The sequence below is a fragment of the Bradyrhizobium sp. Mp27 genome (assembly GCF_029953005.1).
Taxonomy (GTDB): Bacteria; Pseudomonadota; Alphaproteobacteria; order Rhizobiales; family Xanthobacteraceae; genus Bradyrhizobium; species Bradyrhizobium barranii.
In genome coordinates this window covers 47,960-63,765 of sequence record NZ_JASAUS010000005.1, presented here as the reverse complement: position 1 = coordinate 63,765, position 15,806 = coordinate 47,960, and the positions used below count along the sequence as shown (strand labels likewise).

Annotated in this window: 15 protein-coding genes; 5 read left to right on the top strand and 10 right to left on the bottom strand. The window is 64.9% G+C overall.

Going from position 1 to position 15,806, the window contains the following annotated elements:
* Positions 1 to 47: 47 nt before the first annotated feature.
* From QJT78_RS05310 to QJT78_RS05300, 3 genes are read right to left on the bottom strand one after another with little or no spacing between them, the layout of a single operon-like run.
* On the bottom strand, positions 48 to 1,061 hold the full coding sequence (locus tag QJT78_RS05310; protein ID WP_028146869.1) for an amino acid ABC transporter substrate-binding protein: 1,014 nt from the start codon (positions 1,059 to 1,061) through the stop codon (positions 48 to 50).
* Between the two features lie 12 nt (positions 1,062 to 1,073).
* On the bottom strand, positions 1,074 to 2,423 hold the full coding sequence (locus tag QJT78_RS05305; RefSeq protein ID WP_028146870.1) for an aspartate aminotransferase family protein: 1,350 nt from the start codon (positions 2,421 to 2,423) through the stop codon (positions 1,074 to 1,076).
* A gap of 3 nt (positions 2,424 to 2,426) precedes the next feature.
* On the bottom strand, positions 2,427 to 3,299 hold the full coding sequence (locus QJT78_RS05300; protein WP_038942069.1) for an SIS domain-containing protein: 873 nt from the start codon (positions 3,297 to 3,299) through the stop codon (positions 2,427 to 2,429).
* Between the two features lie 87 nt (positions 3,300 to 3,386).
* On the opposite strand from QJT78_RS05300, the gene QJT78_RS05295 reads away from it, so the two are divergent.
* The 3 genes from QJT78_RS05295 (at position 3,387) to QJT78_RS05285 (ending at position 6,066) form a co-directional block, all read left to right on the top strand.
* A complete protein-coding gene (locus tag QJT78_RS05295; protein WP_028146872.1) occupies positions 3,387 to 4,574 on the top strand; it encodes an ABC transporter permease subunit in 1,188 nt (395 codons plus the stop codon).
* A gap of 2 nt (positions 4,575 to 4,576) precedes the next feature.
* On the top strand, positions 4,577 to 5,686 hold the full coding sequence (locus QJT78_RS05290; protein WP_028146873.1) for an amino acid ABC transporter permease: 1,110 nt from the start codon (positions 4,577 to 4,579) through the stop codon (positions 5,684 to 5,686).
* Positions 5,687 to 5,883: 197 nt separating this feature from the next.
* Positions 5,884 to 6,066, top strand: coding sequence for a hypothetical protein (locus QJT78_RS05285; RefSeq protein ID WP_155257697.1), 183 nt, complete (start codon positions 5,884 to 5,886; stop codon positions 6,064 to 6,066).
* 52 nt (positions 6,067 to 6,118) lie between these two features.
* Here the strand turns inward: QJT78_RS05285 and QJT78_RS05280 are convergent, their stop codons facing one another.
* Both QJT78_RS05280 and QJT78_RS05275 read right to left on the bottom strand, forming a co-directional pair.
* Entirely contained in the window at positions 6,119 to 7,537 is a 1,419-nt protein-coding gene (locus QJT78_RS05280; protein WP_028146875.1) for an amidase family protein, read from the bottom strand.
* A gap of 112 nt (positions 7,538 to 7,649) precedes the next feature.
* On the bottom strand, positions 7,650 to 8,426 hold the full coding sequence (locus tag QJT78_RS05275; protein WP_014496907.1) for an SDR family oxidoreductase: 777 nt from the start codon (positions 8,424 to 8,426) through the stop codon (positions 7,650 to 7,652).
* A 159-nt stretch (positions 8,427 to 8,585) separates the two neighbouring features.
* Between QJT78_RS05275 and QJT78_RS05270 the strand changes: the two genes are divergently transcribed.
* Positions 8,586 to 9,659, top strand: a complete 1,074-nt coding sequence (locus tag QJT78_RS05270; RefSeq protein ID WP_028146876.1) for a tartrate dehydrogenase — start codon at positions 8,586 to 8,588, stop codon at positions 9,657 to 9,659.
* Between the two features lie 126 nt (positions 9,660 to 9,785).
* On the opposite strand, the gene QJT78_RS05265 is transcribed toward QJT78_RS05270, so the two are convergent.
* The 5 genes from QJT78_RS05265 to QJT78_RS05245 form a co-directional block, all read right to left on the bottom strand.
* Complete coding sequence (locus QJT78_RS05265) at positions 9,786 to 10,427, bottom strand: suppressor of fused domain protein (RefSeq protein WP_028146877.1); 642 nt, start codon at positions 10,425 to 10,427, stop codon at positions 9,786 to 9,788.
* 167 nt (positions 10,428 to 10,594) lie between these two features.
* The gene (locus tag QJT78_RS05260) at positions 10,595 to 11,668 is read right to left on the bottom strand and encodes a malate/lactate/ureidoglycolate dehydrogenase (protein ID WP_028146878.1); all 1,074 of its coding nucleotides are present in this window, start codon (positions 11,666 to 11,668) and stop codon (positions 10,595 to 10,597) included.
* An 11-nt stretch (positions 11,669 to 11,679) separates the two neighbouring features.
* Positions 11,680 to 12,591, bottom strand: coding sequence for an NAD(P)-dependent oxidoreductase (locus tag QJT78_RS05255; protein ID WP_028146879.1), 912 nt, complete (start codon positions 12,589 to 12,591; stop codon positions 11,680 to 11,682).
* A gap of 12 nt (positions 12,592 to 12,603) precedes the next feature.
* Positions 12,604 to 13,854 (bottom strand): Zn-dependent hydrolase, encoded by a 1,251-nt coding sequence (locus QJT78_RS05250; protein ID WP_028146880.1) that lies wholly within the window; start codon positions 13,852 to 13,854, stop codon positions 12,604 to 12,606.
* Between the two features lie 32 nt (positions 13,855 to 13,886).
* Positions 13,887 to 14,804 carry a LysR family transcriptional regulator gene (locus QJT78_RS05245; RefSeq protein ID WP_028146881.1) on the bottom strand — a complete coding sequence of 306 codons (918 nt, stop codon included), beginning with the start codon at positions 14,802 to 14,804 and terminating at the stop codon, positions 13,887 to 13,889.
* 120 nt (positions 14,805 to 14,924) lie between these two features.
* Between QJT78_RS05245 and QJT78_RS05240 the strand changes: the two genes are divergently transcribed.
* On the top strand, positions 14,925 to 15,740 hold the full coding sequence (locus QJT78_RS05240; protein ID WP_028146882.1) for a putative hydro-lyase: 816 nt from the start codon (positions 14,925 to 14,927) through the stop codon (positions 15,738 to 15,740).
* Positions 15,741 to 15,806: the final 66 nt, after the last annotated feature.

The window sequence follows — 15,806 nt, the reverse complement described above, 5'->3', positions numbered from 1 at the left end:
CTGCGCGGTCGACCTCTCCCCGCAAGCGGGGAGAGGTGAAGCACCGTTTACTTGAACGGCACCGCGTACATCAAGCCGCCCTTGCTCCAGAGGCCGTTGAGGCCGCGGTCGAGCTTGAGCGGGCTCGCCTTGCCGACATTGCGCTCGTAGATCTCGCCGTAATTGCCGGTGGCCTTGATCACCGTCACCAGCCATTTGTTGTCGAGACCGAGCCGCGAGCCGAGGTCGCCGGAGGCACCCAGCAGGCGCTGGACCGCCGGCGTCTGTGACTTCGCCATCTCGTCGACATTGCCTTGCGTGACACCGAGCTCCTCGGACTCGATCAGCCCGTAATGCAACCAGGTGATGATGTCGCTCCAGACTTCGTCACCGTTGCGGGTGAACGGGCCGAGCGGCTCCTTGCTGATGGTCTGCGGCAGCACGACGTAGTCGGCCGGATTCGGTGCCGCGGTCGTCACCGCGCCGGCGAGCGCGGAGGCGTCCTGGGTCATGGCATCGCAGCGGCCGCCGAAGAAGGTCTGGTACATGGTGTCGACGCGGTCGAACACCAGCGGCTTCCAGTCGATGCCGTTGGCGCGGCCGTAATCGCCGAGCGTGACTTCATGCGTGGTGCCCTGCGCGACGCAGACCGTGGCGCCCTTGAGGTCCTTCAGCTCCTTGACGCCGAGGTCCTTCTTCACGACAAAACCCTGGCCGTCGTAGAAGTTGATCGGACCCTGGCGGAGGCCCAGCGTCACGCCGCGCAGAAAGGTCTGCGTCGAGTTGCGGTAGAGTACGTCGATCTCGCCCGATTGCAGCGCGGTGAAGCGATTCTGCGCGGTCAGCGAGACGTAGCGCACCTTGCTGGCGTCACCGAGCACGCCGGCGGCGAGCGCGCGGCAATAATCGACGTCGAGACCCTTGTAATTTCCCTGCGAGTCCGGCGCGGAGAAACCGGCAAAGCCGGCGCTGACGCCGCAGATCAGCGTGCCGCGGCTCTTCACCGTGTCGAGCGTCGCCGCCGACGCGACAACCGTCGATGCCGCGAGCATGCCGGCTACGATAACCACTTTCCTCATCATATGACTCTCCCCTCAGTGATTGACACTACGCAACACGTTGTCGACGGCGGTGCCGAGCTTGTCGACGATCAGATCGATCTCGGCAGCCGAGGCGATATAGGGCGGCGCCAGCAGCACATGGTCGCCACGGACGCCGTCCACGGTACCGCCGCCGGGATAGCAGCCGAGCCCGTTGGCGAAGGCTTCCGCCTTGATCTTCTGGTTCAGCTTGAACGCGGGATCGAACGAGGTGCGGCCGGCGCGGTCGGCGACGAGCTCGATCGCCCAGAACAGGCCGCGGCCCCTGATATCGCCGACATGGCGGTGATTGCCGAAGCGCTCGGTCAGCCGCTGCTCGAGTTGCTTGCCGCGCTCCTTGACGCGGTCGAGCAGGCGGTCCTCGCGGATCACGTCCTGCACCGCGAGCGCGGCCGCGCAGGCGAGGGGATGCGCCAGATAAGTGTGGCCATGCTGGAACGCGCCGGAGCCCGAGCGGATGGTGTCGATGATCTTGCCGCTCGCGAGCATCGCTCCGATCGGCTGGTAGCCGCCGCCGAGGCCCTTTGCGATCGCCTGGATATCAGGAGCGACGCCCTCCTGCTCCCAGGCGTGCGTCGTACCGGTGCGGCCCATGCCGCTCATGACCTCGTCGAGGATGAGCAGCGCGCCATGCCGGTCGCAGATCTCGCGCACCGCCTTGAAGTAGTCGTCCGGTGCCGTCACCGCACCGGCGGTGGCACCGACGACGGGCTCGGAGAGGAACGCGGCGACGGTGTCGGGGCCAAGCCGCTGAAATTCGGCTTCGAGCTCCGCGGCCAGTCGTGCCACGAACTGCGCATCGGATTCGCCCTCGTGCTTCTCGTGATAGGCAAAGGCCGGCGTCACATGGCTGAAGGCACCGGACAGCAGGGGCGCATAGGGCGCGCGCCGCCAGGCATTGCCACCGGCGGCGAGCGCGCCGAGCGTGTTGCCGTGATAGCTCTGCCGCCGCGCAATGAAGTGCTGCCGCTGCGGCTCGCCGCGCTCGATGAAATATTGCCGCGCGAGCTTGATGCTGGCTTCGATCGCCTCCGATCCGCCGCTGACGAAATATGCGTAGGCGAGACCGCCGGGTTCATGCCCGACCAGCGTCTCGGCCAGCGCCTCGGCCGGCTCGGAGGAGAAGAAGGCGGTGTGCGCATAGGCCAGCGTCGAGGCTTGTTTTGCCATCGCCGCGATCACGCGCGGATGCTGATGGCCGAGGCAGGAGACGGCTGCGCCGCCGGAGGCGTCGATCACGCGCCGCCCGTCCTCGGCGAAGAGATAGACGCCTTCGCCGCCGATCGCCTTGGGCGGCGTTTCGCGCAACGAACGGTGCAGCACGCGGCTGGTGCGAGCGGCCATGGGTCAACCTTTCTCTGGGACGTAAGTGGAGGCCGCGGCGAGCCGCGCCTCGGTGGTTTCCAGGCGCTTCTTCGCGGCCGTGCCGCCGAGCGAGAATGTGACCGCCGCGAGCGATTGCGCAATCGCGATGGCGCCCGTGAGGCTCGGGAAGAAGCCGGGGGAAGAGGCCGCCTCGAACAGCAGCACGTGGTCGGCGCCTTCGGCCATCGGCGCCGAGAGGCTGTCCGCGATCGCGATCAGCGCTGCGCCGGCACGATGGGCGGCCTGCGCAACACGGACGCTCGCATGCGTGTAGGGCAGGAAGCCGATGACGATGACGGCTTCGCCGGGACGAAAGGCGCCGAGATCGAGATCGTCGGGGCCGGATGCGCCGACGAGTTGCACCTGTTCGGGACGGAACAGCCGGAGCTCGTAGTTCAAGAGCTCCGCGACGCTCCGGCAGCTCCGGTAACCGGCAATCCAGATCCGCTTGGCGTCGTGCAGCGCGCGGGCAGCATCCGCAATCGGCTGGGCCGGAATGCGCAGAAGGCCGGCGCCCTCGGCCTCGAGCTTGTCTGTGACGAGCGCGACGTCGGCGTTCGGGCCGTGACGGCGGCTCTTGGCGCGGCCGGAGAAAGGTGAGATCTGCGACGGCCGCCGCGCTTCGGTAAGTGCCGCGCGCAACTGGTCCCAGCCAGAATAGCCGATGGCCTTGGCAAGCCGCGTGAATGCGGCCGGGTCGGCGCCGGCCTCGGCGGCGAGATCGCGCATCGAACGGGTGGTGGCGTCGTAGTCATTGGCGGCAACGAAGCGGCCGACCTCCTGCAGGCGCAGGGGGAGCGAGGGCAACGCAATGCGCAGTTCGCTCAAGGGCGAGGATTTCGCGGGCTCGGCCATGAAACATTTGTTGCACGCTTTTCAGATTGGTGCAACAGTTGACGTGCGCCGCCGGAAATCGTTGCTCGCCAGAAGGATTTTTGTGCTGTGACTTCAGACAGTCCAAGACCGCCGCCCCGCCGTCGCTTCTTCGGCGGATTTGGCCGCCGAGAGCTGCAAGGCCTGTTCTGGCAGGTGCTCGTCGTCGGGGTCGTGCTTGGGGTTGTCGCCTTCCTCTGGTCCAACACCGTCACCAATCTCTCGGCCCGCCGCATCACGACCGGCTTCGCTTTCCTCGGCCGCGAAGCCGGCATGCCGATCGCAGACAGCCTGCTCTCTTATAATCCGAGAGACACGTACCTGTGGGCCTTCGTCGTCGGCATCGCCAACACCTTGCGCGTCGCCGTGATCGGCATCGTGCTCGCGACGATCCTGGGCACGCTGATCGGCATTTCGCGTCTCTCCGCCAACTGGCTGTTGTCGCGGCTCGCCGCTGTCTATGTCGAAACACTCCGCGACATCCCGCTGCTCTTGCAGCTTCTGTTCTGGTACGTGTTGATGCAGGCACTGCCGGCGGCGCGCGCGGCCTGGCGGCCGGTTGATGGCGTGTTCCTGTCCAATCGCGGCCTGATCCTGCCGGCGATTCCGCTGGGCTCGCAGCAGCTCTGGGTGCTCGGTACAGCCGTGCTCGGGCTTGCCGTGTTCTATCTCATCAGGCGATGGTTGATCGCGCAGCAGATGCGCGACGGTAAGCCGCGGCCGGCCTGGCCCTTTGCGGTTGGCCTCATCGTCGCGCTGCCGGCGGCAATGTCCGTGGCGCTTGGTGTGCCCTGGAAGATCGAATGGCCGGAGCTGCGCGGCTTCAACTTCATCGGTGGGCTGACGCTCGCGCCGGAGTATTTCGCGCTGCTGATCGCGCTCGTGACCTATACCTCGGCCTTCATCGCCGAGATCGTGCGCAGCGGCATCCAGTCCGTGCCGCGCGGACAGTGGGATGCCGCCAATGCGCTCGGCTTGCGCCGCAGCTTCATGCTGCGCCAGATCATCCTGCCGCAGGCGCTGCGCGTCATCGTGCCGCCGATGACGAGTCAGTATCTCAACCTGACAAAGAACTCTTCGCTCGCGGTCGCGATCGGCTACCAGGACGTGGTCTCAGTCGCGAACACCACGTTGAACCAGACCGGGCAGGCGATCGAGGCGATCGCATTGATCATGGCGGTGTTCCTGACCATCAGCCTCGGCATCAGCTTCTTCATGAACTGGTACAATTCGCGCATCGCGCTGGTGGAGCGCTGATCATGACGGCGATCACCGACATTCCGGACGCCCCGCGCGCTGCCCGCCGTCCGCAGATGGGCAATCCGGTGCTGTGCTGGCTGCGCACCAATTTGTTCTCGTCGATCCCCAATGCCATTCTTTCGATCGTGCTGCTGGCGATCCTCGCCAAGGGCATCTTCAGCTTCGTGCAGTGGGGCATCGCGAACGCGGTGTGGCTCACGCCGGCAAACGACTCCAGCGCCTGCCGCGCCGCACGCGGCCTCGGTGCCTGCTGGGCGATCATCCCCGAAAAATATCGCTTCATCCTGTTCGGCACCTATCCGTTCGACGAGCAGTGGCGGCCGGCGCTGTCGGTCGTTCTGTTCATCGCGCTGTTCTATCTCTCCACCCGCCGCGCCCTGTGGCGGCGCGAGCTGGCCTATATCTGGATCGGCGCGCTCGCGCTGATCAGCGTGCTGATGTGGGGCGGGGTGTTCGGCCTGTCGTTCGTCTCGCAGGACCGTTGGGGCGGATTGCCGGTGACGCTGATTTTGGCGACGTTCGGATTGGCCTTTGGTTTCCCGCTCGGCATCCTCGTTGCACTCGGCCGGCGCTCAAAGCTGCCGGCGATCCGCTCGCTCAGCGTGCTCTATGTCGAGTTGATCCGCGGCGTGCCGCTGGTGAGCCTGCTCTTCATGGCGAGCGTGATGTTTCCGCTGTTCATGCCGAGCGGATTCAACATCGACAAGCTGTTGCGTGCGCAGATCGCCATCATCCTGTTCGCGGGCGCTTACCTTGCCGAAGTCATCCGTGGCGGCCTCCAGGCCGTGCCGCGCGGGCAATATGAGGCCGCCGAGGCGCTGGGGCTGTCCTACTGGCGCAAGCATCGCCTGATCGTCCTGCCGCAGGCGATCCGCCATGTCATCCCGCCGCTGGTCAACACCTTCATCGCCTTCTTCAAGGACACCAGCCTGGTCCTGATCATCGGCATCTTCGACCTGCTGACGACGGCCAAGACCGCGATCATCGATCCGGCCTGGCAGCAGTTCTCGGTCGAGGTCTACATCTTCGTTGCCGCGATCTACTTCGTCTTTTGCTTTGCGATGTCGCGGTACAGTCGCGGCCTGGAGGCGAATACCGCCTCGAGGTGAGCGGCTTTCCCCGCCGCGGGAGCGAGCCAGAAGCGCTGGAAGCCTATACCGGAGCGCGAAATGCTTATGCCGCGCCTATATCGCGTGCCTGGATTCAAACTCGCAATCCTACGCGGCGAGATCCATCTGCAATTTGCTGGTGGCACTCACAAGAGGCACGTCACATCATGATGAAATCAGTTCTCGCAGCGTCGGCCATGCTGGTCGCGCTTTGCTCCGCCGCCTCTGCTCACGAGGCAATGAAACACTCGCACATGGCTTCGGCGGCCACCGTCCAGATGTCGCAAACGCATCCGAACTCCTTCGCCTTCACCGCTCCAACGGATGAGGCCGGATACGATGCGCATCAGTATCACGGCGGGCCGAAAGCGAACGACTAGGGTCTGACCGGCGCACGGCGGGGACGGTCAAGTCCCCGCCACGCGGCTGGCGTTATGCTTTCACCTTGGGATCGATCGGCGTGGAGCCGCGCAGACCCAGAATATCCTCCAACACCTTCGCGCCGGCGATCACCTGCGCATCCGCGCGCGGGGCACCGACGACCTGCACGCCGACCGGGAGGCCAGCCGTCGTGAAGCCGCAGGGCAGCGACAGCGACGGGCAGCAGGCGAGCGTGATGGCGTAGACGATGCCGAGCCATTCGACATAGTTCTCGAACTTCTTGCCGGCGCATTCGGCGACATAGCGATGCTCGATCGGGAAGGGCGGCACGATCGTGGTTGGCGTCAACAGCAGGTCGTAGTTTTTGAAGAATTCGATCGCGCGCGCGGTCATGCCGACGCGTTGCGCCTCGGCGCGCGCGAGTTGCTCGACAGTGAGCTTGAGGCCCTCCTCGATGTTCCAGATCACCTCGGGCTTCAGAAGGTCGCGCTTGGTTCGCAGCAGATTGGCCTTGGTGATCGCGAAATCGAAGGCGCGCAGGACGTGGAAGCATTCATGCGCCTCGCGCCAGTCCGGATGCGCTTCCTCCACGATCGCGCCCGCCTCCGCAAAGCGTTCAGCGGCCTTGCGCGTGATCGCCTTGACCTCGGGATCGACCGGCGTGATGCCGAGATCGGGTGAATAGGCGATGCGCTTCGGCTTCTTGCCGGACTGCGCCGCCGACAGGAACGAGGTCGCAGGTGCGGGCAGCGACAGCGGGTCGTCTGCATAGTCGCCGCTCATGGCATCCAACAACAGCGCAAGATCCTCGACGTTGCGCGCCATCGGCCCCACCACGCCGAGATTGCGGTCGATTGCCGATTTGGGCGTATGTGCGACGCGGCCGATGCTGGGTCGCATGCCGACGACGCCGCAGAACGCCGCGGGGCTGCGCAAGCTGCCGCCCATGTCGGAGCCCTGGGCGAGCCAGGCCATGCCGGTGGCCAGCGCCACCGCGGCGCCGCCGGAGGAGCCGGCCGCAGACTTCGTCGTATCCCAGGGATTGAGCGTCGCGCCGAACACCTCGTTGAAGGTGTTGGCGCCGGCGCCGAATTCCGGTGTGTTCGACTTGGCGTAGACGACCGCGCCATTGCCTTCGAGGTTCTCGACCATGAGATCGGACTGCTTGGGCACATTGTCCCTGAAGATCGGCGAACCCTGCGTGTTCAGCACGCCGGCGACATCGGTCAGGTCCTTGATCGGCACCGGCAAGCCCGCGAGCAGCCCGCGCGCGCCGGCCGGCTTCTGCATCAGCGCCTTGGCGTTGTCCCGCGCGCGATCGAAGCATAGCGTCGGCAGCGCGTTGACCTTGTCGTCGACCTCCTTGATGCGCTTCTCCACCACATCCAACAATTCGAGCGGCGAGACATCGCCGGAGCGCAGCTTGTCGACGACGGTGCAGGCCGTTTCTCGGATCAGGTCTTGAGACAACTATTTTACTCCTGTGCCTATTGTGTCGTCATTGCGAGCGCAGCGAAGCAATCCGGACATCCACAGCGGATGCATTCCTGGATTGCTTCGCTGCGCTCGCAATGACGGGAAACTAACCCCAGCCCGCGCTGATGCCGCCATCCACGGTATAGATGACCCCCGACGTATATCCGGCGCGATCAGACGCCAGGAACGCCATGAGATCGCCGATCTCGCGCGCATGCGCGGGACGGCCGAGCGGCAGGCTCTTCTGGAATTCCTTGTAGCGGCTCTCATCGCCGAACTGGTGCTTTGCCCGCGTCTTGAGCAGGGTGACGTGGCGATCGGTGCCGACCGGGCCGGGATTGATGCCGACCACGCGGATGTTGTCGGCGAGGCTCTTGCCGCCGAGCGCGCGGGTGAAGGCCATCAATGCGGCGTTGCCGGCGCTGCCGCAGATGTAATTGGCGTCGAATTTTTCGCCGGCCGCGCCGATGTCATTGACGATGACGCCGCCGCCCTTCGCCTTCATCTGCGCGTAGATCTGCCGCGTCAGGTTGATGTAGCCGAACACTTTCAATTCCCAGGCGTGCCGCCAGGTCGCCTCGTCGATCTTGTCGATCGAGCCGCCGGGGATGTCGCCGGCATTGTTGACGAGCACGTCGATGTCGGCGGCTTCCCTCGCGAGCCGCGCCACGTCCTCGGCCTTGCGCAGGTCCACGATGCTCGTCGCGGCATCGATCTGGTGCGCGGAGCGCAGGCGGTCCGCCAGCGCCTTGAGCTGGTCGCCGCTGCGGGCGGCGAGCAGGAGGTTTGCGCCTTCCTCGGCAAACGCCTCGGCGGCGGCTGCGCCAATGCCTTTGGACGCGCCCGTGATCAGGACGCGCTTGCCACGCAGATGCAGATCCATGAAGGGTACTCGCTTGGTGGGAACATCAGGATCAAACCAGTAGGCGCTCGGCCGCGCCACGGTCAACATTGCAGTGCAGCGTTGCACTGCCGCCGAGTTTGGTCCATTGCAGTGCGGTCAAAAATGCGGCGTCTGCCAGACCAACCAAGGACGTTCTCGATGAGCAAGAAACAATACCGGATTGCAGTCATTCCCGGCGACGGCATCGGCAAGGAAGTGATGCCCGAAGGCCTGCGCGTTCTGGAGGCAGCGGCGAAGAAGCACGGGGTGTCCCTGCATTTCGACCATTTCGACTTCTCGTCCTGGGACTATTACGAGAAGCACGGCCAGATGATGCCCGACGACTGGAAGGAAAAGATCGGCAAGCATGACGCGATCTATTTCGGCGCCGTCGGCTGGCCGGCCAAGATTCCGGATCACGTCTCGCTGTGGGGCTCGCTGATCAAGTTTCGCCGCGAGTTCGACCAATATGTGAATTTGCGCCCGGTGCGGCTGATGCCCGGCGTGCCGTCGCCGCTGGCGAACCGCAAGCCCGGCGACATCGATTTCTGGGTGGTGCGCGAGAACACCGAAGGTGAATATTCCTCCGTCGGCGGCCGCATGTTCCCGGACACTGACCGCGAGTTCGTGACGCAGCAGACGGTGATGACCCGCGTGGGCGTCGACCGCATCCTGAAGTTCGCCTTCGAGCTCGCGCAGTCGCGGCCGAAGAAGCACCTGACCTCGGCGACCAAGTCGAACGGCATCTCCATCACCATGCCCTATTGGGACGAGCGCGTGGAGGCGATGGCCAAGAAGTTTCCGGGCGTGAAGTGGGACAAGTACCACATCGACATCCTGACCGCGAACTTCGTGCTGCATCCTGACTGGTTCGACGTTGTGGTCGGCTCGAACCTGTTCGGCGACATCCTCTCCGATCTCGGCCCGGCCTGCACCGGCACCATCGGCATCGCGCCATCGGGCAACATCAATCCCGAGGGCGATTTCCCCTCGGTGTTCGAGCCGGTGCACGGCTCGGCGCCCGACATTGCGGGGCAGGGCATCGCCAACCCGATCGGCGCGATCTGGTCCGGCGCGATGATGCTCGAGCACCTCGGCGAGAAGGAAGCCGGCAAGTCGATCGTCGATGCGATCGAACGCACGCTGGCAGAGCGGACGCTCCGCACCAAGGACCTCGGCGGCAACGCCGACACGACCGCCTGCGGCAAGGCGGTCGCGGATATGGTGGATTGAGGCGAGGCGAACTGCGTAGGGTGGGTTAGCCGAAGGCGTAACCCACCGCTGTTCATATCCGCAGAGACAGAAGAGGTGGGTTACGCCGAGCAACTGCGCTTCGCGCATCCGCTCAGCTAACCCACCCTACACATACGATTTCCGCGCCGGATCGAAGATCGGCGGATAATCGTTCTCGTCGAGCAGATCGAGAAGCGGATCGAGTCCCTCAGACTTGATCAGCGCGAGCTCGCGATCGGAGATCAGGTTCACGGTCAAAATCTCCACCGGATCGCCCGCAATCTCGAGCGCCTCGGCGATGGACTTGTCCGGGCCGATGATCGGCGTCAGAAACAGGAACGTCTGAAATTCCGTTCCGGCCATGGGCGGCGCGGGCATCGCGACCCGGTGACCAAAACCGAACCAGGTCGTGTCGATGAACGGCAGATTGGCGAGCCAGCGCAGATTGGCGCAGATCTCCGGCGTCGGCTCGCGGACGTACCACATCAGCTCGGCACGCGGCTTCGTGTCCCCATGCACCCCCGGCATCCGCTGCTCGCTCATACCGTTGGTGAGAAGGACATAGCCTTCGTCGGAGCCTTCTTCGCACACCGGCACGAAATCGCGGCCAAAGGCGTGGATGTCGATGCGGCGCTCCGCGCTGTCGGTGAAGCTGCGCTCGGGCTCGCCAAGCTCACTTTCATAGATCGCGAGCCGATGCCGGTAGAAGTCGGTTTCGGGTAGCGGCTCGCTCGAGCCGGACATGAGCTTTGCAAGACGGGAGAGCATGTGAACCTCGGGGGCGGATGTGGACCGGGATATCCGCGTTGTCGTGAGACGACGCGGGCCGGTTCAAATCCGCTCCACGAGTGCGGTGATGCTTCGCTTTAGTCCAGACCTCGTTGCGCGATAGTGCACTTGGCCGGGCTATTCTCAGCGATGCGCTTCGTTCCCGACTAGCCCGCGATCTTCTCGATCGCAGCCTGATCCAGTCCGAACTTCGTCCCGGCCTCCAGGATTTCCTGCCAGGTGGTCGGGTCGACCGGAATGCCTTCGGCCAGACGCTTCTTCCTGGTCTCGCGCTCGGGATCGCCGGCGATCTTCACCTTGTCGACGCCGGGAGCGGGCGGCGAGCCGGTGTGCCAGGCAACAAAACTCTCGACCTCGCTTGCAAGGTTGTCGCCGGTGCCGAGCTTATTCGGGTCGATGACGATCGAGAGCATGCCGTTGAGGACGTTGTACTTGCCGTCGGACGGGCCCTTGACCACCTGCCCGCCGGAGAGTGCGCCGCCGAGGATTTCGCACACCAGTGCGAGGCCGGAGCCCTTGTGCTCGCCGAACGGCAGGATGGCGCCGTGCGGCGGGATCACGGTGTAGCGCGGGTTGGTGGTCGGCTTGCCTTCGTTGTCGATGATGGTGCCGGGCTCGAGTTCGACGCCCTTGTTGTGGGCGACGCGGGTCTTGCCCTGCGCGATTCTGCTGGTGGCGAAGTCGAGCACGATCGGGTCCTTGCCCCTGCGCGGGATGCCGACGCAGAACGGGTTGGTGCCGTGGCGCGCATCGCTGCCGCCCCAGGGCGCCACGATCGGGCGCGAGATCACGTTGACGAAGTGGATCGAGACCAGCCCGTGGTCGATGCACTGCTCGGCCCAATGGCCGATGCGGCCGATGTGGTGCGAGTTGGAGAGGCCGACGAGACACACGCCGTTGCGCTTGGCGCGCTCTGCCGCCAGCTCCATCGCTTCGTGGCCGATCACCTGGCCATAGCCGGTGAGGCCGTCCAGGGTGAGAAGCGGACCGGTGTCGAGCACGATCTTGACGTGCGCGTTCACGGCGAGGCCGCCCGTGGTGACGCTCTGGACATAGCGCGGGATCATGCCGACGCCGTGCGAGTCATGTCCTCTAAGATTGGCCTCGACGAGGTTGGTGGACACGAGCTCGGCTTCGCGGTCCGTAGACCCGCCCGCCTTGACGATGGCACGGACGACGTTGGTGAGCGGCTGTGCCTTGATGGTGCGATAGTCGGCCATTGTTGTTGCTTTTATCCCTTCACGATCCGGCGGCAATGGACCCATGCCGCTTCAATCAGGTTCTCGCTCGCTTCCGGCGTGCGGAAGGCCGAATGCGCCGACAGCGTCACGTTCGGCAGTTTTGTCAGCGGATGATCGCCGGGCAGGGGCTCGATGTTGAAGACGTCGAGGCCGGCATGGCGGATGTGGCCGGATTTCAGCGCGTCGATCATCGCCTGCTCGTCGACGACCGCGGCACGCGCGGTGTTGATCAGGATGACACCGGGCTTCATCGCAGAAATCTTCTCGCGCGTGATCATGCCGCGGGTCTCGTCGTTGAGCAGCAGATGCAGCGATACCACGTCGCTTCTGGCCAGCAGCGTGTCGAGATCGGTGAACTCGACGCCCGGATGGCTCTTGGGCGACCGGTTCCAGGCGATCACCTTCATGCCTGAGCCGACCGCAATGCGTGCGACTTCCGCGGCGATGCCGCCGAAGCCGATCAAGCCGAGCGTCTTGCCGGTGAGCTGCATGCCATCCTCGCGCAGCCAATTGCCGACGCGCATCTCGCGGTCCATCATCGCGATGACGCGGGCGGAGGCCCACATCAGCGCGATCGCGGACTCCGCGACTGCCGTGTCGCCATAGCCCTTGATCAGATGCACGGAGATGCCGAGCTCGGCGAGCTCTTCCGGATTCATGTAGCTGCGCGCGCCGGTGCCGAGGAACACGACGTGCTTGAGGCCGGCGCATTTCTTCGCGACCTCGGTCGGCAGCGCGGTGTGATCGACGATCGCGATCTCCGCACCATCGAGAACTTCAGGATATTGCTCGGGCTTGATGTCGGGATCCCTGTGGATCCGCACCTCGGGGTCGCCGGGCTTCTCCAGCCGCTCCATGATCACGGCGAGGGCTTCGTTGGCGTCGACGAAAACTCCGCGCATGGCTCTCTCCGATCAGGACGCGACGCCGGCGATCGCCAGCACGGTATGCATCAGCACGTTGGTGCCCGCGGCGCAGTCGGGCTGCGTGGCGTCTTCCAGCTCGTTGTGGCTGATGCCGTCCTTGCAGGGCACGAACACCATCGCCGCCGGCATGACGGTGTTGAGGTTGCAGGCATCGTGGCCGGCGCCGGAGGTGATGCGGCGCGAGGAATAGCCGAGCGTCTTCGCCGCGTTCTCAACCGCCGCGATCAGCTTGGGATCGAAATGCGTCGGCGGCTTGCGCCAGACCAGGTCGATCTTGACCTCGACCTTGCGGCGCGTGGCGATCTCGGCAATGGCGGCGCGCAGATCGCGATCGAGCGCGTCCATGATGGCGCCATCCGCACTGCGGCAATCCATGGTGAAGGCGATCTCGCCGGGAATGACGTTGCGCGAGGGATTTGCGATCACGGCTTCGCCGATGGTGCCGACTGCTTTCGGCCCGTGCTTCCTGGCAATGGCCTCCATCGCCAGCACGATTTCGGAGAGCGTCGCGAGCGCATCGCGCCGCAGCGGCATCGGCGTCGATCCGGCATGGCTCTCGAAGCCGGAAATCTTGCCGTCATACCAGAGCACGCCCTGGCCGGAATCGACCACGCCGATGGTCTTGCCTTCGGCCTCGAGGATCGGACCCTGCTCGATATGCAGCTCGACGAAGCAGCCGAGCTTCTGGAAGCCGACCGGCTTGTCGCCGCGATAGCCGATGCTGTCGAGCGCCTGGCTGACGGTCGTGCCGTCGATGTCCTTGCGCGACAGGATATCGTCGGTGGTGAAATCGCCGACGTAAGCGGCGGACGCCATCATCGCCGGTGCGAAGCGCGAGCCTTCTTCGTTGGTCCAGTTGACGACGCAGATCGGCGCTTCGGTTTCGATGCCTGCGTCGTTCAGCGTGCGGATCACTTCCAACGCGCCGAGCGTCCCCAGAATGCCGTCATACTTGCCGCCTGTCGGCTGGGTGTCGAGATGCGAGCCGATGCCGACGGGCAGCTTCGACATGTCGCGGCCCTTGCGCAGGCCGAACTGTGAGCCGAGCGCATCGGTGTGCACCTCGAGGCCGGCGTCCTCGCAAGCCTTGCGGAACCAGTCGCGCACCTGCTTGTCTTCGCTGCTCAGCGTCAGCCGCCGTACGCCGCCCTTGGCCGTCCCGCCAAACTGGGCGGTCTCGTGGATGGAGCCCCAGAGGCGGGCGGAATCGATCTGCAGATTGGTGGCGGCTCGGCTCATGCGGTCGGTCTCTCTTTTGTCCGGCGCCTTTTTCAATGACGCGCCGGCGCGGACTCGTCAACCGCGAGGCTGCTCTGCGCAATCTGCCGTGCGAGCTCGGCGACGCGCTCCACCGCGACGACGTCAGGCGAGGCGAGCCAGCTCGCCGTGAATGTCAGCGGCGCTATAGCGAGATCGGTTTCGAGCAGTTGCAACCGCCCGTCGGCGAGCTCGTTCTCGACAATGGCATCGGGGATCACGGCGATGCCGAGCCCTTCGACTGCCATGTGGATGACCGTCGCCAGCGACGCGGACGCATGCAGCCGGATCGGCGGCAGCTCCGGCCGGTCGAAGACTTCGCGCACGACCTCGTAAGGCCTGGTCTTGCGCGGGAAGGTGATGATCGGAAAGCGCGCGAGGTCGGCAGGCGTCACCGGGCCGTCGCCGAGTCCGAGCGAGGGGCTTGCGAGAAAGCCGATCGGATAATCCGCGAGCACGCGATTGTGGACGCCCGAGGCCGACAGCGGCCCCACCACGAAGGCAAGCTCGATCTCCTGCGCGAGCAGGCGCGCAGTGAGGTTCGGCGTGATGTCGACCTCGATCTCCAGCGACAGGTTCGGATAGACTTCGTTCATGCTCTTGACGAGCCGCGGCAGCCAAGTGTGCACGATGGTCTCGGCTACGCCGAGGCGCATCACGCCGCGCATCGCCGAGCGGTCGCCGATCTCGGCGATCATCGCCGCCCTCAGACCGATCAGCTTCTCGGCATAGACCATCATCTGCCGGCCGCTCGGCGTCGGCGAAGCAACGCGATGATCGCGGTTGAGGAGCTTCACGCCCATCTCGCGCTCGAGCTGGGCGATGCGCTGGGAGATCGCCGGCTGGGTCGTATTGAGCCGTGCTGCGGCGCCGCGAAAGCTGCCGAGCTTCACAACCCAAAGGAAGGTTTCGATCGACCTGAAGTCCAGCATGAGAAGGATTTTCCCCGATCGATAAATCTAATTTATCAAGATCGATTAGAAAGGAAGATTAGACTTTATAGCATGCTTGGTGTTGGCTGTCTTTGTCGAGTTTATAGGCAGGTCGATCGAATGACTGTTTTGGTGGCAGCGCAGCAAACTGAAACGCCCGACACGCTCCCGAGCCGCCAGGCGCGGCTCGCCTATCGCGGCGGCCAGGTCGGATCTACCGCCGGCGTCGCTACCGGCTTCGTCCAGGGCAATCTGGCGATCCTGCCGGCCGAATACGCCAGCGCCTTTCACCGCTTCTGCCAGCTCAATCCGAAGCCGTGCCCGATCATCGGCATGTCCGACGTCGGCAGCCCGCACATCCCCGCACTCGGCGCCGATCTCGACATCCGCACCGACGTGCCGCGCTACCGCGTCTGGCGCGACGGCGAGGTGGTGGACGAGCCGACCGACGTGACCAAGCATTGGCGCGACGATCTCGTGACCTTCGTGCTCGGCTGCTCGTTCTCGTTCGAAGAGGCGTTGCTCGACGAGGGCATGCCGATTCGCCACATCGAGCAGAACGTGCGCGTGCCGATGTACCGCACCAACATCGCCTGCGGCGAGGCCGGTCCGTTCGCCGGTCCCATGGTGGTGTCGATGCGTCCGTTCAAGCCGGCCGATGCAATCCGCGCGGTGCAGATCACCTCGCGTTATCCCGCCGTGCACGGTGCACCCGTGCATCTCGGCCATCCGCACCTGATCGGCATCAAGGATCTCGCCAAGCCGGATTACGGCGATCCCGTGCCCGTTGCCGACGACGAGATCCCGGTGTTCTGGGCCTGCGGCGTGACGCCGCAATCGGTGATCAACGCCGCCAGGCTGCCGTTCGCGATCACACATTCGCCCGGCCTGATGCTGGTGACGGATCTGAAGAACCGGAACATGGCCGTGATTTAGTAGGCAGCGTTTGCTGCTTCTTCGGGCTTTACCGCATCCATCAATCGCTCCATTCGATCAGTCGAA